The 21,654-nt window shown below is 68.2% G+C and carries 19 protein-coding genes; 9 read left to right on the top strand and 10 right to left on the bottom strand.

Going from position 1 to position 21,654, the window contains the following annotated elements:
* Window positions 1-73 precede the first annotated feature (73 nt).
* On the bottom strand, window positions 74-1,849 hold the full coding sequence (locus BW971_RS00475) for an ABC transporter ATP-binding protein (protein ID WP_076475570.1): 1,776 nt from the start codon (window positions 1,847-1,849) through the stop codon (window positions 74-76).
* Window positions 1,846-3,534: an ABC transporter ATP-binding protein gene (locus BW971_RS00480; RefSeq protein ID WP_076475572.1), complete on the bottom strand. Its 1,689-nt coding sequence runs from the start codon at window positions 3,532-3,534 to the stop codon at window positions 1,846-1,848. Before BW971_RS00480 ends, BW971_RS00475 begins: the two co-directional genes overlap by 4 nt.
* A 215-nt stretch (window positions 3,535-3,749) precedes the next feature.
* On the opposite strand from BW971_RS00480, the gene BW971_RS00485 reads away from it, so the two are divergent.
* The 3 genes from BW971_RS00485 to BW971_RS00495 are packed head-to-tail and all read left to right on the top strand — an operon-like array spanning window position 3,750 to window position 6,919.
* Window positions 3,750-5,057 carry a lysine N(6)-hydroxylase/L-ornithine N(5)-oxygenase family protein gene (locus BW971_RS00485; protein ID WP_076475574.1) on the top strand — a complete coding sequence of 436 codons (1,308 nt, stop codon included), beginning with the start codon at window positions 3,750-3,752 and terminating at the stop codon, window positions 5,055-5,057.
* A gap of 24 nt (window positions 5,058-5,081) precedes the next feature.
* Window positions 5,082-5,897 carry an S-methyl-5'-thioadenosine phosphorylase gene (locus BW971_RS00490; protein WP_076475575.1) on the top strand — a complete coding sequence of 272 codons (816 nt, stop codon included), beginning with the start codon at window positions 5,082-5,084 and terminating at the stop codon, window positions 5,895-5,897.
* Complete coding sequence (locus BW971_RS00495; protein ID WP_076475577.1) at window positions 5,894-6,919, top strand: NAD-dependent epimerase/dehydratase family protein; 1,026 nt, start codon at window positions 5,894-5,896, stop codon at window positions 6,917-6,919. The genes BW971_RS00490 and BW971_RS00495 overlap by 4 nt, the downstream gene beginning before the upstream one ends.
* Before the next feature lie 175 nt (window positions 6,920-7,094).
* Here the strand turns inward: BW971_RS00495 and BW971_RS00500 are convergent, their stop codons facing one another.
* The gene (locus BW971_RS00500) at window positions 7,095-8,495 is read right to left on the bottom strand and encodes a hypothetical protein (RefSeq protein WP_234974127.1); all 1,401 of its coding nucleotides are present in this window, start codon (window positions 8,493-8,495) and stop codon (window positions 7,095-7,097) included.
* Window positions 8,496-8,704: 209 nt separating this feature from the next.
* On the opposite strand from BW971_RS00500, the gene BW971_RS00505 reads away from it, so the two are divergent.
* Window positions 8,705-9,379, top strand: a complete 675-nt coding sequence (locus tag BW971_RS00505; protein WP_076475578.1) for a TIGR04282 family arsenosugar biosynthesis glycosyltransferase — start codon at window positions 8,705-8,707, stop codon at window positions 9,377-9,379.
* 6 nt (window positions 9,380-9,385) lie between these two features.
* Complete coding sequence (locus tag BW971_RS00510; protein WP_076475580.1) at window positions 9,386-10,033, top strand: class I SAM-dependent methyltransferase; 648 nt, start codon at window positions 9,386-9,388, stop codon at window positions 10,031-10,033.
* Between the two features lie 99 nt (window positions 10,034-10,132).
* On the opposite strand, the gene BW971_RS00515 is transcribed toward BW971_RS00510, so the two are convergent.
* Both BW971_RS00515 and BW971_RS00520 read right to left on the bottom strand, forming a co-directional pair.
* Window positions 10,133-11,965, bottom strand: coding sequence for an acyl-CoA dehydrogenase (locus tag BW971_RS00515; RefSeq protein ID WP_076475582.1), 1,833 nt, complete (start codon window positions 11,963-11,965; stop codon window positions 10,133-10,135).
* A gap of 260 nt (window positions 11,966-12,225) precedes the next feature.
* The gene (locus BW971_RS00520; RefSeq protein WP_076475584.1) at window positions 12,226-12,999 is read right to left on the bottom strand and encodes a deoxyribonuclease IV; all 774 of its coding nucleotides are present in this window, start codon (window positions 12,997-12,999) and stop codon (window positions 12,226-12,228) included.
* A 50-nt stretch (window positions 13,000-13,049) separates the two neighbouring features.
* Here BW971_RS00520 and BW971_RS00525 point away from each other — a divergent pair, with 50 nt between their 5' ends.
* From BW971_RS00525 to BW971_RS00540, 4 genes are all read left to right on the top strand, one after another.
* On the top strand, window positions 13,050-13,649 hold the full coding sequence (locus tag BW971_RS00525; RefSeq protein WP_076476240.1) for a sulfite oxidase-like oxidoreductase: 600 nt from the start codon (window positions 13,050-13,052) through the stop codon (window positions 13,647-13,649).
* Window positions 13,650-13,661: 12 nt separating this feature from the next.
* Entirely contained in the window at window positions 13,662-14,390 is a 729-nt protein-coding gene (locus BW971_RS00530; RefSeq protein ID WP_076475586.1) for an FAD-binding oxidoreductase, read from the top strand.
* A 116-nt stretch (window positions 14,391-14,506) separates the two neighbouring features.
* A complete protein-coding gene (locus BW971_RS00535) occupies window positions 14,507-15,910 on the top strand; it encodes a WS/DGAT/MGAT family O-acyltransferase (RefSeq protein WP_076475589.1) in 1,404 nt (467 codons plus the stop codon).
* Window positions 15,911-16,062: 152 nt separating this feature from the next.
* Window positions 16,063-16,860 carry an alpha/beta fold hydrolase gene (locus tag BW971_RS00540; protein ID WP_234974200.1) on the top strand — a complete coding sequence of 266 codons (798 nt, stop codon included), beginning with the start codon at window positions 16,063-16,065 and terminating at the stop codon, window positions 16,858-16,860.
* A 4-nt stretch (window positions 16,861-16,864) separates the two neighbouring features.
* Here BW971_RS00540 and BW971_RS00545 read toward each other — a convergent pair whose 3' ends face one another.
* The 5 genes from BW971_RS00545 to BW971_RS00565 all read right to left on the bottom strand — a co-directional run bounded on the left by BW971_RS00545 (window position 16,865) and on the right by BW971_RS00565 (window position 21,613).
* Window positions 16,865-18,442 carry a GMC family oxidoreductase gene (locus tag BW971_RS00545; RefSeq protein WP_076475592.1) on the bottom strand — a complete coding sequence of 526 codons (1,578 nt, stop codon included), beginning with the start codon at window positions 18,440-18,442 and terminating at the stop codon, window positions 16,865-16,867.
* Between the two features lie 40 nt (window positions 18,443-18,482).
* Entirely contained in the window at window positions 18,483-18,698 is a 216-nt protein-coding gene (locus BW971_RS00550) for a hypothetical protein (protein WP_076476242.1), read from the bottom strand.
* Between the two features lie 199 nt (window positions 18,699-18,897).
* Entirely contained in the window at window positions 18,898-20,181 is a 1,284-nt protein-coding gene (locus tag BW971_RS00555) for a helix-turn-helix transcriptional regulator (protein ID WP_076476244.1), read from the bottom strand.
* A 24-nt stretch (window positions 20,182-20,205) separates the two neighbouring features.
* Window positions 20,206-20,604: a VOC family protein gene (locus BW971_RS00560; protein WP_076475594.1), complete on the bottom strand. Its 399-nt coding sequence runs from the start codon at window positions 20,602-20,604 to the stop codon at window positions 20,206-20,208.
* A gap of 58 nt (window positions 20,605-20,662) precedes the next feature.
* Window positions 20,663-21,613: an alpha/beta hydrolase gene (locus BW971_RS00565; protein ID WP_076475596.1), complete on the bottom strand. Its 951-nt coding sequence runs from the start codon at window positions 21,611-21,613 to the stop codon at window positions 20,663-20,665.
* Window positions 21,614-21,654 lie beyond the last annotated feature (41 nt).

Raw genomic sequence — 21,654 nt, forward strand, 5'->3', positions numbered from 1 at the left:
CGGGTTCTCCTCGAATTCGGGATCGGTTCGGGCGGGACGGTTTCGGGATTGCCAACCGACGGGTCGTCGCAGTTCAGTGCAGGGCCGGATCGTCCCGCCAGGCATCCCACAACCGGGAATAGATCCCGCCGCCGGCGATGAGTGCGTCATGGGTGCCCGTCTCCACCACGCGACCGCGGTCGAGGACGACCACCGCGTCGGCGTTGGCGGCCTGGGTCAGTCGGTGGGCCACCACCAGAGTGGTACGTCCACGGGTGGCCGCAGATGCGGCGCGTTCCAGTTCCGCGGCGCCAGAACTACCTGCCTCGGCGGTCGCCTCGTCGAGGATGGCCACCGGTGGGTCCCGCAGGACGAGCCTTACGAGCGCCAGTTGCTGTTCCTGTTCGGCGGACAGCGGATGACCGTGTTCGCCGACCGGGGTGTCGAGACCGGCGGGGAGGTGACGTACCCATGCGCCCGCACCGACCGTGTCAAGGGCCCGCCAGATCGTATCGGCGTCGGCTCGTGGATCGGCAAGGCGAAGGTCATCGATCAGCGAACCGGTGGTGACGTGGACGTCCTGACTCAGGATCGACACGACCGTACGGAGTTCGTCGGTACCGATGTCCGACAACGGTATACCGCCGATCTGCACCGAACCGGCATCCGCGGAGAGTGATCCCGCGGCGATCAGCGCGGCGGTGGTCTTTCCCGCACCCGACGCCCCGACCACGGCCAGTCGGGTGCCCTGTGCAACGGTGAGCGAGACGTCGTGCAATACCGGTCTGCCGGGCGTGTAACCGAATCCGACGCCGTCGAGGGTGAGGGTGAACTCGGTGGGGGTGGCCACCACCGGCCGGTGGTCATCGGGAATGTCCACGATGCCGACGAGCCGGTTCAGACCCGCGGCGGCCGACTGGACCTCACTGAAGGTGAACAGGATCGCGCCCAGCGGATTGAAGAGTCGGTGGAACAACAGGATCGCCGTGGTGACGGCGCCGATGGTGACGAGATCCCCGCGGTAGAGCAAGAAACCGACGATGAGCAGCAGCGAGAGGCCGACGAACTCGGCACGGTTCTCCCGGCCGACGAACCGGACGAACAACCGGAACACCGAGACCGCCAAAGCCCGCGCGCGGTTCGACTCCGCATCGATCATCGCCAGACGCTGTGACTCCAGTCCGTACACCCGGACGGTGCGGATGCCCTGCAGGCTGCTGGCCAGTGCCTCGGACCGGTCGCCCATCGCCGCGCGTTCGGCTGCGAAGACGGGGGCGCTGCGCGGCAGATACCAGCGCAACGCGAGGACGTACAGCGGTAGTGCCGCGAGTCCGGTCAGACCCAGACGGTAGTCGAGGCCGAACATCGAGATCACCGAGACCACCACCAGCAGTGCCGCATTGAGCACCGTGGGGATGACCTCCCCGGCCGCCCTGGTGATCTGCGAGACGTCGTCACCGACCCGCGACAGCACGTCACCGCGTCCGACCTCCTCGACGGTGTGGTCCGGTAGTCGCAGGGTCCGAGCCACCACCGACTCGCGGAGATCGGCGGCGACGGTCTCACCCAACCGGGAGATGGTGTAGTTCGCCGCCCCGGTGAGCAACCCGGTCACCGCCGCCGCCACCGCCAGGACCACCGCGACGGGCACGATGCTGCGGGCCGACCGGCCGGTCACGGCGGCGTCCACCAACCAGCCGATGGCGTACACGGGCACCAGGGCGGCGACCGCGGCCGCGATGCCCGCGCACAACGACACCGTGATCAGCCACGGGTGGCGTCGGAGATGCCACCGCAACCAGCGCGCCGACTCCGCCGAGGTGGCCACCGGCAGTCGGCGCGCGACCGTCGTCTCGACGTCCGGGATCATCGCAGCACCGCCTCGGCGTAGTCGCGCGAGTCGGTCAACAAGTCCGCGTGGGTGCCGACCTGCTCGACGCGGCCGTGGCGGAGGACCACGACGGTGTCCGCCACCGCCAGCAGCGTCGGCGAGGAGGTGATGACGACGGTTGTGTGATCGACGTGACGTTCGGTGACCAGTCCGGATGCGATGGCCTGTTCCGTCACCGCGTCCACCGCCGTGGTGGGGTCGTGCAACACGAGGACGGGGGCACGGGTGTAGAGCGCGCGGGCCAGCGCCAGGCGCTGGCGTTGTCCGCCGGAGAGGTTCCGGCCCCGGTCGTGGAGCTGCTGATCGAGTCCGTGGGCGTGGTCGGCGACCAGTTCCTCGGCCGCGGCTGCGGCGAGCGCGCGAGAGATGCGCTCGGGGTCGCAGTCGGCTCCCGCGGCGACGTTGGCGGCGAGCGTTCCGGCGAACAGGTCGGTCACGTGCGGTTCGGCGATCAGATGGGTGCGGATCGCGTCGCGGTCGATCTCGGTGAGGCGGACACCACCCAACGACACCCGACCCGTCTGGTCGTCTGCTGGGAGCTGACCCGACAACACTGCGGCCAGTGCGTCACCGTCGGCGCGGTCGTGGGCGAACACCGCGACGAGCGATCCGGCGGGGATGTCGAGATCGATCGACCGCAACGACCGGTGTCCGGTGTCGTGCAGCCGGACGTCACCGCCGTCGGGGATCAGCCCGCCTCGATCCGGCATCGACGCGGGTGCACTGAGCACCTGTGCGATCCGCTCGGCCGAACCCCGCGCCTTGGCGACGGTCGCCGGGGTTGCGGACAGCAGGGTGAGCGGTTCGATGAGGAACTGGGCCAGGCCGGCCACTGCGATCAGGTCGCCCGTCGTGACGCGGCCGGTGAGTGCGTACCACCCGGCGCAGATCGCGATGGTGGCTGCGATCAGCGCGCTGATCGCCGTAGTCACCCCACGTTGAAGACTGGTCGACGTGACCGTGCTGAGCGTCGCGTCCAGCGCCGACGCACTCGCCTGCGCGTAACGACGGGATGCGGCGGCCTCGGCGCCGATCCCCTTGATCGACCGCAGACCGGCGATGAGGTCACCTGCCATCGAGGTTGCCTTGGCCACTCGTGACTGTTGGGCCACCGCACGCCGGGTGATCAGTGGGGTGGCCGCTCGCAGCAGCGCCAGGAACACCGGCACGCTGATCAGGACGATGAGCCCCAGCGAGAGGTTGATGACCAGCAGGGCGACGGCCGTGGCGATCACCGCGGTGGCCGCGGCGGCCATCCGGGGGAACAGGTCCAGGAACCAGGATGCGTATTCGGCGTCGCTGCTGGAGATGGTCAGCAGTTCACCGCCGCTGAGGTCGGTCTTCAGGCCCGCGGGGGCGAGCGCGCGCCCCGCAACCTCCATCCGCAAGGTGTGACCCTCCTGTTGGAGAGCGACGTTGAGCAGGCGCATACCCGCCTGGAACGCGACGGTCAGCACGACGAACAAGCCGCCGAGTGCCACGACCGAGACGAGGAGGGCGACGGCACTCTTGCCCGCGACACCGCGGTCGATGAGGATGCCGAGAACAAGTGGTATCGCGGTCTCACACACCTGATGCAGGCATATCAGCGCCGTCCCGGCGGTCACCGACAACCGGTTGCGCACCAGGGTTCGGCGGATGATTTGGCGGCCCGTGGTGGACATTCGGTTAGGCTATCATTACAAAGTCGATGAGAAATCGGCCCCTCATCGACGTCCGATACGCCCGATTGTTCCGTAATCGTCTGGGAAGCAATTAGTTTCGTTGGCAGGTCGTTTCGTGCAGGCGACGGGGGTTGTTGGCCGACTCCGTGAAGATAGGCTAGCCTTTGCTCACAACCGCTCGGTCGGGGCGGTCTGACAGAGCGGAGATGTAATCGATGTCCCTTGTTCTCGATGATGCGACCGATTCTCGAACCGCCGACGGTGGGGTGCTCGACGTGGTCGGCGTGGGGTTCGGGCCGTCCAACCTCGGTCTGGCCATCGCCATCGAAGAACACAACGCCGAGCAGCCCCCCGGCCGACAGATCTCGGCGCACTTCGTCGAGGTCAAGGACGAATTCGGTTGGCATACGGGGATGTTGCTCCCGGGCACCACCATGCAGATCTCGTTCCTCAAGGATCTCGCCACCCAGCGCAACGTGCGCAGCCGGTACAGCTTCCTCAACTACCTCACCGAACGCGATCGGTTGACCGAGTTCATCAACCACCAGACCTTCTTCCCCACCCGGTTGGAGTTCCACGACTACCTGCGCTGGGCGGCTGCCACCGTCGACGCGAACGTCGACTACGGCACCCGTGCGGTGCGGGTGCGCGACGACGGTGACCACCTCGCCGTGGACGTCGTGTCGAGTGGAGAAGCATCGACCCTGTATGCGCGAACGGTGGTGCTGGCCGGCGGGTTGCACGCCCAGCTGCCCGACGGGGTCACCGAGTCACCGCGGCAGTTCCACAACCACGAGCTGCTCCGTCATCTCGCCGAACTGCCGGAGATCAGCCACAACCGTTTCGTGGTGGTGGGCGCGGGTCAGAGCGCTGCCGAGGTGTGCGATTACCTGCACGACACGTATCCGGAGGCGGAGGTGCACGGGGTGTTCGCCAAGTACGGGTACAGCCCCGCCGACGACAGTCCGTATGCGAACCGGGTGTTCGACCCGGTTGCGGTGGACGACTTCTTCACCGCCGAACCCCCTGTCCGCAGGAGACTGCTCGATTACCACCGGTCCACCAACTATTCGTGCGTGGATCTCCCGCTGATCGAGAGCCTGTACACCAAGGAATACGCCGAACGGGTGTCCGGTGAGCGACGGTTGTACTTCCGGGGCGCGTCCAGCGTGGCAAGTGCGGAGGAGACGAACACCGGCGTACGGGTCTCCGTCGAACACCACCCGACCCATGAGATCACCGATCTGGACTGTGATGCGGTGATCTACGCGACGGGGTTCACCTCGCTGCCGCTACCCGAGATGCTCGGTGAACTGGTCGCGGAGGACGATCCGGATCACGGGGGGCCGGAGGTCGGTCGCGACTATCGATTGGCGACGACTCGTCCCATCCCGGGCACCATCTACCTGCAAGGCGGAACCGAGCACACCCACGGCCTCACGTCGTCGTTGTTGTCCAACATCGCCGTGCGAAGTGGGGAGATCCTCGACTCGATCATCCGTGAGGGCGCACTGACCCGGTGAGCTGGGGGATGGCAGGGTGGGGTCATGACCGCATCGCCCCGCATCGCCGTCATCGGTGGTACCGGCTTCTACCAGTTCTTCGACTCCGACACCGAGCGGATCGAGGTGGACACCCCGTTCGGCGCACCCAGTGCACCGATCACGGTGGGTGAGGTCGACGGCGTGTCAGTCGCTTTCGTCCCCCGGCACGGTCCGCACCACGAGTATCTGCCGCACACCGTGCCGTACCGGGCCAACCTGTGGGCGTTGCGGTCGGTGGGGGTGGACAAGATCTTCGCACCGTGTGCGGTCGGCAGCCTCACCCCGCAACTCGGTCCTGGCGCCCTCGTGGTGCCCGACCAGCTCGTCGATCGCACCTCCGGTCGCCCCCAGACCTTCTTCGACACCGGTGCGGTGCACGTGGGCTTCGCCGACCCGTACAGCCCGATCCTGCGCGACGCGCTGTTGGAGGCGGCGCAGCCGGACGGTGGTGCGGTGGACGGTGGCACGATGGTGGTGGTGGAGGGCCCCCGCTTCTCGACCCGGGCCGAGAGTCGGTGGTTCGCCGCGCAGGGGTGGACCTTGGTGAACATGACCGGCCACCCCGAGGCGGTGCTGGCCCGTGAGTTGGAGATGGGGTATGCGGCGCTCGCACTGGTCACCGACCTCGACGCCGGTTTGGAGACGGGCTCGGGTGTGCGTGCATCCGACGTCTACGCCGTGTTCGAACGCAGCCTCGAGGTCATGAAATCCGTCGTGCGCCGGGTGGTCTCGCACGCCGCGGACCTCGGTGTCTGCGAGGCGTCGCTCGGTGAGCACGATGTCACCGACCTCCTCGGCCTGCCGGCGGTGCTGCGATGAGGATCCTGCTCACCGGCGGAGCCGGGTTCATCGGATCCCGGGTCCGCGATCAACTCACCGGCCGTGGCCACGACGTCGTGGTCGTCGACGACATGATCCCCGCCGCACACGGTGCGGATGCGGTGGCACCCGACGGTGTCATCCGGGTCAACCTGCGCGACGCCGATCTCGACCCCCTGCTCGACGGGGTGGACGCGGTGTGTCACCAAGCGGCAATGGTCGGTGCGGGAGTCGACGCCAACGATGCCCCGGAGTACGCCGCGGACAACGACTTCGGCAGTGCGCGCCTCTTGGCGGCGATGTATCGCACGGGGGTGCGCAAGCTGGTGTTCGCGTCGTCGATGGTGGTGTACGGCGACGGCAGCTACGTCGACGCCGTGGGTGCCCCGGCGTTCCCGGCGGAACGCAGCCTCGACGACCTGCGTTCGGGGCGCTTCGACCGATATCTGCCCGACGGCGCCGTCGCGCGGTGGGCGTTGACCCCGGAACAGACCCCCGCGGCACCGCGCAGCTATTACGCGGCGAGCAAACTGGCCCAGGAGAATTACGCCAAGGCATGGACTCTGGAGACCGGTGGATCGGCGATCGCGTTGCGCTATCACAACGTCTACGGTCCGCACATGCCCAAGGACACTCCGTACGCGGGAGTCGCCGCCATCTTCCGATCGCAGCTCGAGGCGGGTGCGGTACCGACAGTCTTCGAGGACGGCGGGCAGATGCGCGACTTCGTCCACGTCGACGACGTCGCGGCCGCCAACGTCGCCGCGTTGGAATCCGATCTGACCGACTTCGATGCGTTCAATGTCTGTTCCGGACAGCCGATCTCCATCCTGGCAGTGGCGCAAGCCCTCACCGACACGATCGGCGGTGCCGATCCGGTGGTCACCGGTGACTTCCGCCCCGGCGACGTGCGGCACATCGTCGCCGATCCGGCGCGCGCCCGCGAGCGGTTGGGCTTTACGGCGCAGGTGATGCCCGCCGACGGCCTGCACCAGTTCGCAACCGCCCCCCTCCGCGGCTGAGGTCGCGAGCATCGTGGGGTGTGGTGCGGGCCTCGTTCGAAAACTGCGGGAAATCGGATCTCCCGCTCTTGTGGTGATCTCCCGCAGATGCATCAGCGGGAAGTCGCAAATTTTGCGGGAGATCCGATTTCCCGCAGTTTCCGCGGGCCAGGACCGGGCAGGCCACCCCAGTACCTCACCAGTACGTGCGCACGATGTGGTTGATCAGCAGTGCCGTGAGCACCTGCAGCAGGAGCCACGGGCGTTGCATCCGGCGCGGTAGCAACGCCGTCCCGACCATGATCCAGAACCCGAACGGTAGCCAGATGCGTTCGGTCTCGGCTTTGCTCAACGCGCTCAGGTCGGCGCAGACCATGCACGCCACACCGGACACCGAGAGCCAGGCCACCGGCATGCGGTCCCTGAGCCGTCGCCAGTGCAGTGCGCGGCCGAGGCCCACCGCACCCGCGGGTCCGATGGCGCACAGTGCCGCCGCGAAATCGGCCCACCCCCAATAGGAGAACGGACGCTCGCTGGCCACACCCTGGTAGTAGCGTTCGACCACGAGGTGATAGCCGTCCAACCACCAGAACCCGAGTGCGGCGAACACGCCGACCACCGCCAGCGCGGCGGGTACCGCGAACAGCAAGGGTCGCCAACTCCGCGCGACGACGAGGACGGCCAGCGAGATCACGCCCATCAGGGTCAGCCCGTAGTTCAGGAAGATCGCGAAACCGAGGAACAACCCGGCCCCGGCACCGAATGCCGCCGACGCGCGCCCCCGGCGGGTCGCCGACAACGCCAACAGGGCGATGCCCCAGGCCGCGACGGCCATGAAGTACCCGTCGGCGGACACCCCGATCCACACGGCCCCGGGGCCGAGGGCGAGGAACGGTGCACACCGCCGGGCCATCTCCTCGCCCGCCAGAGCCCGCACGGCGAGCAACCCGGCGACGGCGGCGGAGGTCCCGGTGACGATGACCCAGACCGCTGCCCAGCCACCACCGGACAGTCCGAGGCGGTCGAGGACGACGAAGGTGATGAGTGCACCCGGCGGATGCCCGGATACGTGCACCGTCCACGAGTCCGGTCGGAAGTCGAGGATCCGACTGGCGAAATGGTCGAGGATGGTGGGGATGCTGCTGCCGCGTACACCGGGTACCTCGTGGAGGTATTCGTCCTGCCGGACCAATCGTCCGGCGATGCCGCGGTCCCAACCGTCGATCATCGCGAGACTGAACACCCACGCCAACCCGGTGGCGAAGACGGTCGCGAGCAGAGCAGGCCAGCGCAGCCGCGCGGCAAGGGGTGGGCCCGCCACGATGCCCAGGGCCGCGATGAGCACCGCGGGTACGGTACCCGTTCCCCAGTGTGGGTCCACGGTGCCGAACAGCGGCTGGGCGAGAGCGAAGATGCTGATCCGATATTGGACCGAGGCCAGCAGCGGCGCCACGATCGCGGCGACCAGCAAACCCACCGCCAGCAGCAACGACACCCCGTCACCCGCGGTGAATCGTCGGTGATCCGTCGACGTGGCGGCGTCGCCGAGTGGGTCGGCAGCGCTGGCTGATGCACCGGGTCCGAGGGTGTCCGTCACGCTCCCAACGTACGGGGCGGCGACAAACCGGGGACACCGTTCCGTCGCCGTGCGATGTCCCGGCGCGACGTGATCGCCCGCGTTCGCCCACCGACCCATCCGGACAGTCACTACCGTCGAAGTATGTACATGGACGCCGAACAGGATCTTCGACGGGGTGCGGCGCGCGTCGCGCCGACATCGGTGAACGCCCGTACGGCCGACCTCCCATGACGGCGGCTGTTCTCCTGGTCGCCAAGGCGCCTGTTGCCGGGGTCGCCAAGACGCGGTTGATGTCGCGTTTCACTCCTGAGCAGGCGGCCGACATCGCTGCCGCCGCGTTGGTGGACACGCTCGACACCGCGCTGGTCGCGGCGGCAGAACGTGCGGATACCCAGGTCGTCGTGGCGCTGACCGGTGATCTCAACCGTGCCGCTCGGCACGACGATCTCACCGCGCGGCTGGCGCGGACGGTCGTGATCGATCAGCGTGGTGATGCCTTCGGCGAACGGCTGCTGTACGCGCATCGCGACGCCGCGGACGCGGTGGATCGGGGCGCGGTCATGCAGATCGGCATGGACACGCCGCAGCTCACCACCGCCGCACTCTGGTCCGGACTGGATGCGCTCGACGACCACGATGTGGCCCTCGGGCCTGCCGCCGACGGCGGGTGGTGGGGACTCGCGGTCAGCGACGCCCGGGGGAGCGAGGTGTTGCCGTCGGTTCCGATGTCGCAGGCCGACACCGGAGCGCGAACCCTACAGGCGTTGCGCGATGCGGGGTTGTCGGTGGCGCTGCTCGACTCCTACGCCGATGTGGACACCCCCGACGACGTCGCCACCGTGGCGTCGATGTGTCTGCCGTCCAGCGCCTTCGGTCGGTTCGCCGGCGCGTCGGTGCGGTGATCGGCGATGTTCGATTCGACGTTCAGCACCACGGCACGACAGACCGAATGCTGGCTGCACACCGCCGACGGCGGCCGCACGCTGCTGCCGGTCCAACGGTGGCTCGGGACCAGCCAGTCCCTTGCCGACACCGGGTTCGACCGCCTGGTGATCGACTGGTGTGACGGTCCCACCGTCGATCTGGGTTGTGGACCGGGTCGGCTGGTGCGCGGACTGGCCGACCACGACATCTGCGCACTCGGCGTGGACCAGAGTCCCGTCGCGGTGGCCATGACCCGTGCTGGTGGTGGAGTCGCCCTGCAGCGCAACGTCTTCGACCGCCTACCCGGTGAGGGTCATTGGCAGCACGTGTTGTTGATCGACGGGAACATCGGCATCGGTGGCGATCCCGTCCGGATGTTGCGACGGGCCGCGCGACTCGCTGACGTCGAAGGCTCCGTCATCGTGGAGATCGATGCGCGGGAACGGCGTTTGTGGCGCGGAGCCGTGCGGGTGGAGACCGTCACCGCACTCGGGGAGTGGTTTCCCTGGGCCCGGGTGGGTGTCGGGTATGTCGACGAACTCGCCGCGGCGGTGGGCCTGCGGGTACGCGCGATGGAGCGCTCCGCCGGTCGGGTCCTGGTGGAGTACGTACGGCAGTCGACGCCGGACTGAAACAGCGGCCGGTCAGAAACGACACACCGTCAGCAACGACATCGGGGGCGGGCCACCGTGTGATGGCCCGCCCCCGATGGTCGTGCGTGAGAACGAAACTCAGAACGCTGCTTCGTCCAGCTCCATGATCTCGTTGTCGATGGCCTCGATGATGGCGCGAGTCGAGGTCAGCTGCGGCAGGATGTTCTTGGCGAAGAAGCTCGCCACCGCCACCTTGCCCTCGTAGAACGGCTTGTCGGCTCCCTCGGCGCCTCCGTCGAGTGCGGCGATGGCGATCTCGGCCTGACGCAGCAGCAGCCAACCGACCATGAGGTCGCCGACGGCGAGCAGGAAGCGCACCGAACCGAGGCCGACCTTGTACAGCTCGCTGGGGTTCTCCTGGGCCGACATCAGGAAGCCGGTCAGTGTGGCCGCCATGCCCTGCACGTCGTCCAGAGCGGTCTTCAGCAGCGCGCGCTCGGTCTTCAGTCGGCCGTTACCCGCCTCGGCGTCGATGAAGCTGCTGATCTGGCCGGCCACGTGCGCCAGTGCCTGGCCCTTGTCGCGGATGATCTTGCGGAAGAAGAAGTCCTGGGCCTGGATGGCGGTGGTGCCCTCGTACAGCGAGTCGATCTTGGAGTCGCGGATGTACTGCTCCACCGGGTAGTCCTGCAGGAAGCCGGAGCCACCGTAGGTCTGCAGAGATTCGGTGAGGATGCCGTAGGCGCGCTCGGAACCGACACCCTTGACCACGGGCAGCAGCAGGTCGTTGACCCGGAACGCCGTGTCGGCGTCGGCACCGGAGACGATCTTCGCGGCCACCTCGTCCTGATGCGACGCGGTGTACAGGTAGACCGCGCGCAGGCCCTCGGCGTAGGCCTTCTGGGTCATCAGCGAACGGCGCACGTCCGGATGGTGGGTGATGGTCACCCGCGGCGCTGCCTTGTCGGTCATCTGGGTGAGGTCGGCACCCTGCACCCGCTCCTTGGCGTAGTCCAACGCGTTCAGGTAACCGGTCGACAGAGTGGCGATGGCCTTGGTGCCCACCATCATCCGGGCGTGCTCGATGACGTGGAACATCTGCGCGATGCCGTTGTGCACCTCGCCGACCAGCCAACCGACCGCGGGGGTGCCGTGTTGACCGAAGGACAGCTCGCAGGTCGCGGAGACCTTCAGGCCCATCTTGTGCTCGACATTGGTCACGAACACACCGTTGCGCTCGCCGATCTCGCCGGTCTCCGCGTCGAAGTGGTACTTCGGCACGAAGAACAGAGACAGACCCTTGGTGCCCGGCTTGGCGCCCTCGGGGCGGGCGAGCACCAGGTGGAAGATGTTCTCGGTCATGTCCTGGTCGGCGGAGGTGATGAACCGCTTCACACCGTCGATGTGCCAGCTGCCGTCGTCCTGCTTGACGGCCTTGGTGCGGGCGGCGCCCACATCGGAACCGGCGTCCGGCTCGGTCAGCACCATGGTGGCGCCCCAGCCGCGCTCCGCGCAGATGGTGGCCCACTTCTTCTGTTCGTCGGTGCCGTTGTTGTACAGGATGTTGGCGAAGCCGGCGCTCGCGGCGTACATGAACAGCGCGGGGTTCGCACCGAGGATGAGCTCGCTGAGTGCCCAGTACAGCGACCGGGGAGCCGGCAGGCCGTCGAGTTCCTCGGCGACACCGATCTTGTCCCAGCCCCCCTCGATGAAGGTCGCGAACGACTTCTTGAACGACTCGGGGAGCGTCACCGCGTGCGCGTCGGGATCGAACACCGGCGGGTTGCGGTCGGAGTCGGCGAACGACTCCGCGATCGGTCCCTCGGCGATGGTGCGCAGTTCACGCAGCATGTCCACGGCGGTCTCGTGATCGAGGTCTCCGAACTCACCGCTCGCGAGCACATCGTCGAGCTTGAGCAGCTCGAAGAGATTGAACTGCAGGTCACGCAGGTTGCTCTTGTAATGACCCATTGGCTGATCCTTTGTGTGGCGCGCGGTACGCGGATGTGCACAGTGCCGACCGAGGGCTCGGTCGCTTTCGGGTGGCGACAACGCTCACTGCGAAGTTACTCACCAGTAACAACAAATATACCGCCACACGCGATTCCCCACAAGCTGCCGTTTACGCAGGTGATGGGCCTATTCCGGGTGGGTGTGAGCACTGTCACCCACCGTGGGCTGGTGTGATCACCCGGGTTGGCGCATCACACGGGTGGCCGGGGGCCGACCCGTCAGCCGCGCGCCGCGCGCAGGTAGTCCAGATCGGCGGCGATCCCCTCCGCCGGGGTCTCCAGGATGGCCGGGGCACCGGCGGCCTCGAGGACCGCGATCAACACGTCGGGGTCGATGTGACCGGATTCCAGGTTCGCGTGGCGGTCACGTCCCGAGTCGAAGTCGTCGCGGGAGTTGTTCAGATGCAACAGGTCGATGCGACCGGTGATGGCCTGTATCCGCTCCACCAGACCGAGCAGTTCCTCACCACCCGCCCAGGCGTGGCAGGTGTCCAGACAGAACCCGGCGGTGTCGAAATCGCCCACCGCATCCCAGAGTCGCGCGATCTCATCGAGGGTGCGGGCCATCGCGTGATCACCGCCCGCGGTGTTCTCGATCAGGATCGGTACCGGGAAGCCGCCCTTGTCGGCCTGACGTTCGAACAATTTGCGCCAGTTCTCGTAGCCGAGGGCGGCATCCTCACCGTCGCGGAGGTGTCCGCCGTGCACCACCAGGCCTACGGCGCCGAGCTCCGCGGCCGCGGCCGCCTGATCGACGACAGCTTTGCGCGACGGCATCCGCAGTCGGTTGTTCAGACTGGCCACGTTGATCCGGTACGACGAGTGCACCACCACGTCGATCCCGGATTCCCGGAGCGCCGCGGCCTGCGGGTGTGTCTCCGGCTTCTTCCAATCCTGCGGATCGGTGACGAACATCTGGATGATGTCGGCTCCGAGACGGTGTGCGGTACCGAGGGGGTCGGTGTCCTGACGTACGTGGGCTCCGATGCGCATGCGTCAACGATAGGGGGCTGGGATGATGACGGGCTGGGATGATGACGAACATGGCCGTCATCAATCGTCGCTTTCGTGGCAAGCGTCGCGACTACGCGCCCGGTCTCCCGCCGGGGCAGTACCTGACCACGGACTTCCCTGTGCTGGCGACCGGACCCACGCCCGTCGTGAACACCGACCGCTGGTCGATGTCGGTGACCACGCCCGACGGACTGGGCACGCGGTGGAGGTGGACGGAATTCCTGGCGCTGCCGCAGCAGCAGATGACCGTCGACATCCACTGTGTGACCCGGTGGTCGAAACTCGGGACCACCTGGACCGGCGTCTCGATCGACACGCTGCTCGCCGCGGCCGGTGTCGAGGGCACGGGCGGATACGTGATGGCGCACGCGTTCGGTGGCTACACCACCAACATCCCGGTGGCCGACCTGGTGGATGGACGGGCCATGGTCGCGCACACCTTCGACGGTCGACCGCTGCCCCCCGAGCACGGCGGGCCCGCCCGATTGCTGGTCCCACACCTGTACTTCTGGAAGAGCGCCAAATGGGTCAGTGAACTGCATCTGATGGACACCGACGAACCGGGCTTCTGGGAACGGGGTGGCTATCACATGTTCGGCGACCCCTGGCGCGAGCAACGCTATGCCTGAGCCGGATACACGGTGACGGACTGGTTGGTGGCCACCGTGGTGGGCGCGGTGATGGAGACACCCACGTCTCGGTCGTTGTGGTTGCGGATCCCGGGGTTCCCCGGCGCGGCCGCCGGACAGCACATCGACATCAGGCTGACCGCCCCCGACGGGTACTCCGCCTCGCGCTCGTATTCGCTCTCGGATGTGCGGGAGGGTGAGATTGTCGAGGTCAGTGTCGAGGAGCTCGCCGACGGCGAGGTGTCGCCGTTTCTCGTCCGCGATCTCGAGATCGGCGAACAGGTGGAGGTGACCGGTCCGATCGGGGGGCATTTCGTCTGGTCACCCGAGGGAGCAGAACGCCGGCGACCGGTGCAGCTGATCGCCGGCGGATCGGGGATCGCCCCGCTGATGGCGATGATCCGGCTGCGGGAGGTGTCGGCACCCGACACGCGGTTTCGGCTGCTGTATTCGGTCCGGACCCCCGCCGACGTCTACTACCGCGACGAGTTCGCGGCCCTGCGTGGGCGCGGTCGGTTGTCTGTCGACATCTTCTACACGCGGGTGGCGCCCGTGGACTCACAACGCCCACCCGGCCGGATCACCCGGGACGAGGTACTCGCGACCGTGCTGCCACCCGAACAGCGGCCGGTGGTCTACCTCTGCGGTGCCGACGAGTTCGTCGGCACCGTCGCCGACTGGCTCGTCGCGGCGGGCCACCCGACCACGGCGATCCGGATCGAGCGGTATCTGGCCGCCTGAGGCGACACCGCGTCCGGGGCGGGAGCATTTCCGGACGGTCCGGCGTTCTGCCTGTGCGTGCGCATCACAGAGCACACACTGTGGGTTGAGGGGCGGCGCGAGCGGAGGAGGTCGTCGTGGAGCGTTTGAGCGGGCTCGACGCGTCGTTTCTGTACCTGGAGTCACAGGCACAGTTGATGCACGTCGTCGGCATCGTCGAGGTCGACCCGAGCACCATCCCGGGCGGTTATCGGTTCGCGGCGGTGCGGGCCGAGATTGGCCGACGCATCACCGCGATGCCCGCATTCCGACGCAAACTGCACGACTCGCTGTTCAATCTCGACCACCCGGTCTGGATCGAGGACCGGGAGTTTGACATCGAACGCCACGTGCACCAGGTGGCGTTGCCCGCGCCCGGTGGTGAGCGCGAGCTGACCGCCTTCTGCGCGCACATGGCCGGTCAACCGCTGGACCGCGGTAGACCGTTGTGGGAGATCTGGGTGATCGAGGGTCGTCCCGACGGGCGACTTGCGGTGATGATCCGGATGCACCATGCGAGCGTGGACGGGGTCAGCGGCGCCGAACTGCTGACCCAGCTGTGCAGCCTGACCCCCGAGGCCCCCGACCTCGACGCGGACCGGCAGGCGATGTCCGCGGGCGGCGCCTCGTTGCCCACTCTCGCGCTGAACGGCGCGCTCAACGTGGTGCGTCGACCGATCAGCGTCGCGCAACTACTGCCGCAGACGGTCGAGGTCCCGTTCCGCTGGTTGTTGCGGGCCCGGCGGTCGGCGGCCATGCCGATGCCGTTCAGCGCGCCGCGGACCTCGTTCAACGGCACCATCACCCCGCACCGGGAGATCGCTTTCACCCAGGTGTCGATGTCGGACATCAAGCGCATCAAGGATCAGTTCGGGGTCAAGGTCAACGATGTGGTGCTCGCAGTGTGTGCCGGTGCGCTGCGCCGCTATCTCGATGATCGTGGTGAGCTGCCCGACCGTCCGCTGGTGGCGATGGTCCCGGTCTCGTTGCACGGCGAGGACGACGACGGTCGCCTGGTCACCAAGGGCACCAACAAGGTGACGGGTATGTTCGCCAGCCTGCCCACCGACATCGACGACCCGGTGGATCGGGTGTTCGCGGTGGCCGAGAGGTCGAAGACGGCCAAGGACCACCACGGTTCCATCGAACCGAACCTGTTGCGGGCCTGGAGTCAACTGCTGCCGTCGAACACCGTCGGCGCACTGATGCGTTTCTACGCGGCCCACAACCTGGCCGAACACCACCCGGTGATCTACAACCTGGTGATCTCCAACGTGCCGGGACCGGACTTCCCGCTGTACTTCCTGGGGGCGGAGATCACCGGGATGTACCCGCTGGGGCCGGTGTTCCACGGTGCCGGTCTGAACATGACCGTGTTCTCGGCGGCCGGTTCGCTCAACGTCGGGTTGATGGCCTGTAAGGAGCTCGTCGAAGATCCCTGGCACATCACCAGAGCGGTCGAGGCGGATGTAAAGGCGCTGGTGGAGGCCTGCGACAGCTGACCGGTCCGGTGCCCCGCCCGACCCGCCGCGGACTGCTTTGGCAGCATGACGGCATGGCAACGGGGAGTCGGGTGACGATCATCGATCGGGCGGCGACGCAGGTCAGTCGCCTGGTGCGGGCGGCACCACGCGGTGAGCTGCCCGCGGGACGAATGGTCGAGCTCCCCGGACGCGGCGAAACCTTCGTCACCGACAGCGGCGACCGCGATGCGCCCGTCATCGTCCTGTTGCACGCGGTGGTGACCACGGGGTTGCTGTCCTGGTACCCGGTGATCCCGCGGCTCGCCGAGGAGTTCCGGGTCATCACGATGGACCAGCGCTGGCACGGTCGGGGAATCGTGTCCGAGGAATTCCGGCTCGACGACTGCGCCGACGACGTCGCCGCACTGGCCGACGTGCTCGGCATCGATCGATTCGCGGTCGCCGGCTTCTCGATGGGCGGCGGGACCGCACAGTTGACGTGGCGTCGACACCACGACCGGGTCTCCGCATTGGTACTCGCCTCCACCGGTTCGTATTTCGGCCGCGCGGGTTCCGGGCGTGCGGTGGTGGACCAGATGGCCGGCTCGCTGCTGCGGCTGGTGCGCACCCCGCTGCGCACCATCAGTGCCGAGGCGCTCGACGACACCGACATCTCGGACGGCGCGTGGGCGTTGCGGCAGGTCCGGTCCACCCGGTTGTCACGTGTCGGGGAGATCGGCGATGAGCTCGGACGATTCCGCTCCGGGGAGTGGCTCGCTGAGATCGACGTACCGACCGCGGTCTGCGTCACCACCAGGGATCGGGTGGTTCCGCCGAGCCGCCAGCAGTTGCTCGTCGACGGGATCCCCGGCGCGCGCCGGTTCGACGTGGCCGCGGGCCATGCCTGCTGTGTGCTACAGGCCGACGTCTTCGGACCGGTGTTCGTGCAGGCCTGCACCTGGGCGGTCGACTCCGCAGGTGCGGTCTGAGGAGTCAGTCGGCCCTGCTGATCAGCTCCGCGGCCTTCTCGCCGACCATGATCGACGCGGCGTTGGTGTGTCCGCGGACGATCACCGGCATCACCGAGGCGTCGGCGACGCGCAGTCGGTTCACCCCGCGCACGGTGAGATCGGGTCGCACCACCGCGTCGTCGTCGCGTCCCATCCGGCAGGTACCCACCGGGTGGTACAGGGTCTGCGACAGCCGAACGGACTCGTCGACGAGTTCGGCCGGATCGGGACCCTCCGGTTGTAGGGCTCGGCCGGTCACATCGGCCAGTGGCGGGGTGCGCAGGATCTCGGTGATGAGCCGAACGCCCGCGGTCGCCGCGGCTCGATCGCGGCCATCGGGGTCGCTGAGGTAGCGCGGGTCGATGATCGGTTTGTCGTGGGGGTCGGCACTTCTCAGCCGGATCGTCCCGGTGCTGCGCGGCTGCAACAGAATGGTTCCGAGGGTCACCCCGTCCTCGGGCGGCTCCTCGAGTCCCTGGCCCACGTAGGCGACCGGGGCGAACAGCAATTCGAGGTCGGGTAGCGGTTCGTCGTCGACCTCGCTGCGAGCGAAACCGTAGGCCTCCGCGACATTCGACGTCAGCATCCCCCGTCGCCGGACGAGGTAGTCGAGCAGTGCCCGCGGTGAGGTCGCATGCGACAGCGTTCGCTCCGGCGTGGCACAGACCATTGCCGATATCAGATGGTCGAGCAGGTTGGATCCCACATCGGGACGATCCACGCGAACGTCGATTCCCTTGTCCCTCAGGTGCCGTGCGTCACCGATACCCGAGAGCATCAGCAGCTGCGGGGTGTTGACCGCGCCGCCGCAGAGGGTCACCCCGTCGCGGGCCACCACGGTGTGGGTCTCGCCGTCCGACACGTACTCCACACCAGTGGCGTCGACGCCGTCGAAGAGAACTCGTGTGGTCATCGCGCCGGTACGGATACGCAGATTGGCACGCGACCGCGCGGGTCCGAGATAGGCGTCGGCAGTGCTGCATCGCGCACCCCGGCGTTGGGTGACCATGGTCTCGCTGAAACCGGTCGGCTGCGTCCGGTTGGCCGACTCGATCGGGAATCCCAGCTGTGACACCGATTCCAGGAAGCGACGGGTGAGCGGGTTGGGGCTGCGTTGACGTGACACCGCCATGGGACCGCCGCGACCGTGGTCGGGATCGGTGGAACCCTCCACGTCCTCGATCCGCCGAAACGCGTCGACGGCGGAGGCGTAGGACCAGGTGTCGTCGGTGAGAGCGGCCCACGCGTCGTAGTCGTCGGCGAAGCCGCGGACCCACATCATCGCGTTGATCGAGCTCGAACCACCCAGGGTCTTGCCCCGCGGCCAGTAGACCCGTCGGCCGTCCAGACCCGGCTGATCCTCGGTGAAGTAGTCCCAGTCGTATTCACTGCGGAACAACTGGGCGAAACCCGCCGGGATGTGCACGAACTTGTCGGAGTCCTCCCCGCCCGCCTCCAGTAGCACTACCTCGCGGTCGGTCTTCTCGGACAGCCGGGCGGCGAGTACCGCGCCCGACGAACCGGCGCCGACCACCACGTGGTCGCAGGTCTCCGTGGTCATCCACACTCCTCGTTGGTCGATGGGCAGGGCGAGAAGCAGGTCAGTCCACCAGGCTCACCTCGGTCTCGATGGAGATGGGTACACCGGTGGCGATGAGCAGGCGACAGGGTGCCGCGGTGTCCGGGTAGAGGGTCAACCACTGATGGCCCCGGCTGCCGTCGGCGTATACCGCGTCCAGCGTGCGGTGCAGACGAGCCTCGGTCTCCTTGGAGATGATGTAACGGCGGTCCCCGTATCGCAGAAAGCGGTTGGCCACCGGTCCTCCTCGCATCGTCCGGCCAGCTCGTCGGTGCGGGCCGGCCGCACACCCACCCGTGACCGGGTGGTGTGACCCAGGACACCACTCTAACTCTGTCCGTCACGGTCCCCCGGCAGCAACCCGGAACCCGCTTCGTCGACGTCCGGGACCCGGGCCGGGGCCACCGTGTGGTCCGCCGAGTCACCGCGGTGGGCGCTCAACCGAGGTGGTCGTGTGCCATGGCTGCCGCCTCACCACGGGTCCGGACGTCGAGCTTGTCGAGGATGTTGCGGACGTGGAACTTCACGGTGTGCTCGCTGAGCCCCAGCTGCCGGGCGATGTCCCGATTGCGTAGACCGTCCCGAAGTCCCACCAGCACCTCTCGCTCGCGCGGGTGCAGCGCGTGGATCGGGCCGGGATCGACCGGATCCGCGGTGTGGAGTGGGAACACCGCGGTCGCCGTCGTTCCCCACCCCGCAGTGGTGTCGCTGCGGAGATGTCCTCCGACCGCCTCGACCCGGTCGGGCAGGTCGGCGTCGAACGTGACAGGGGGCGCCCCGTCACCGTCCGCCACCTCGCCGTCCGCGTCGTCACGGACCTCGACCTGAAGGCTGCCGTTCGCCAGCGTCCACGCGCACCGCAGGCGGCTCACGCCCCGCCGCTCCAGGGCGACGAGCAGCAGTCCCCGGCTGACCGTGCGCGCAGTCGCGGCGACATCGAGCGGTATGTCGGTGCGCGGGTCCTCCGGACCGACGATCTCCAGCGACCGGTGCCCGGCGACCGGTGCGAACTCCGCGGCCAGGGCCTCGACGGCATCGCCGACGGGCTGATGGCCGAGTTCATGACGGTCCCGAGCAGCGGTCTGGGAGGCGACCACGGCGGCGACGCCCAGGTCTGTCGCGACCTGCCGGGCCCGGTCGTCGGGCAGCCTGCGGGAGCGCAGCACGGCGAGAATGCCGTGCAGGGTCACACGGTGCTCCCGCCCCAGATCGGCCGCGGCGCGGCGCCGAGCGGTGGATGCGGCGAGATTGCCCACGAGAAGGTCCGGACCGGTGTCGACCGCACGCTCGGCCGCGATCGCGGCGACGGCCGCCCACAGGTGTCCGAGCACGACCGTGACGTCGTCGGCCGGCCCGTCCACGACCGAGTCGACGAGCACGAGGGTCGCCCCCCGACCCGCCGCCGAAACAGCCGAGACCACCACGAGACGACGCGGCGAGCCGTCGATGTCGAACGTCACGAGGCGGGCCGGTGCCCCGGGCTCGGTCCCCTGCGCGAGGTCGCGGAGCATGCCGAGATCGACAGCCGCCACGGCGCGCGCGTCACCAACCGTCTTGACCGGGTCGCGAGCGCAATCCTCGGTGCGCAGTATCGCCGCTCGGTGGGGGATAAGGTCACCGATCTCGGCCGAGAGCACCTCGAGCAGGTCCGCCCGGGTCGCCGCCGCGATTCGGGTGACCGCATCGAGAACCGCAACGGAGTCGGCCCATCGTGGGTTCACCTGAGCCACCGTATTCGTGTCGCGTCAGATCGAGGTCAAGAAGCGGTCCGAGTACGTACGAGTCAGGAACTCGATGTTGTGGCCGTCCGGATCGTGGACGTAGACCCCGCGCCCGCCTTCGAGATGGTTGATGGCCCGCGGTTCGGTGTGGCGGGGATCGGCCCAGTAGGGCAGTCCACGTGCCCGGATCCGGGACAGGACGGCGTCGAACTCGTCCTCGTCGACCTTGATCGCGTAGTGGGTGGGCACCCAGTCACGGCCTCGCACGAGGTGTTCGGCGTAATCAAGGGCCGCGCCGTCGAGCCGGACCGCGACGAACGGTCCGAGTTCGACCGGATCAGGGGCTCCCAGGAGGTCGGCGAGGAACTGGGCCGAGGCGAAGCGATCGCTGGCGTGGACGATGGTGTGGTCGAGCGTGGGCATGATGCTCCTTGTCGTCGAACGATGTGGTGGAGGGCTGGTCCGGCGGTCTGTCGTCGGATCAGGAGAGTCCGCGTACCAGTGCCGCGGAGCGGTCGGCGAGCATCCGGCGGCTCACCTCGGCGTCGGCGACCGCGGTCGAGGCGTGGAACGTCCCGCGATAGAGCTGTAGGTCGACGCCGACGCCGGCGCGAACGAGACGGGCGGCGTAATTGATCGCCTCGTCGCGCAGGGGATCGAACTCGCAGGCCGTGACGAACGCGGGCGGGAGTCCGGCGAGGTGCACCGCTCGGGCCGGGGCCGCGTAGGGCTCGACGTCCCGACCGCCGGGTTCGCCCGGTCCGAGGTAGTCGCGCCAGCTGGCCAGCAGGCTCGCCCGGTCCCACATCGGAGTGTCGACGAACGAGGTCGCCGACACCGTGTCGGCGCGGTCGTCGAGCTGCGGGAACCCGAGCGCCTGGAACGCGATCGAGGGGCCACCCCGGTCCCGGGACAGCAGCGTCAGGGCAGCGGCGAGACCACCACCCGCGCTCTCTCCGGCCACGGCGATGCGCGCTCGGTCGACCCCCAGATCCTCGGCCGAACCCGCCAGCCAGACGAGACCGGCGTACGCGTCCTCGACGGCTGCCGGGTAACGATGCTCGGGGGCGAGCCGGTAGTCGATCGAGACGACGACGGCTCCGACCTCGTCGGCCAGGCGCCGCCCGTCGGCGTCCACGACGTCGAGACCACCGGCCACGAAGCCACCCCAGTGCAGGTAGACGATGCCGGGCCGTGGGCCGGACTCGACGGTGGGCCGATAGATGCGAACGGCGACCGGCCCATCCGGTCCGGGGATGGGCAGGTCGTCGACCGCGATCGGCGCGCGAGGCGTCCAGGTCGGTAACGACCGTGTCATCGCCGTCATCGCGGCGCGGGACGCACCGTGATCGTCGGGGTCGAGTGGCGCGAGGCTCGGTGCAGCGGTGGCGAGATCGGGATCGAACCGGTAGCCGGTGGGGTCGTGTGCCATGGCCCCAGTCTGGGCGGCCTGCGCTGCTGTTCGAACTGCTC

Source organism: Williamsia sterculiae, assembly GCF_900156495.1.
GTDB classification, from domain to species: Bacteria; Actinomycetota; Actinomycetes; order Mycobacteriales; family Mycobacteriaceae; genus Williamsia_B; species Williamsia_B sterculiae.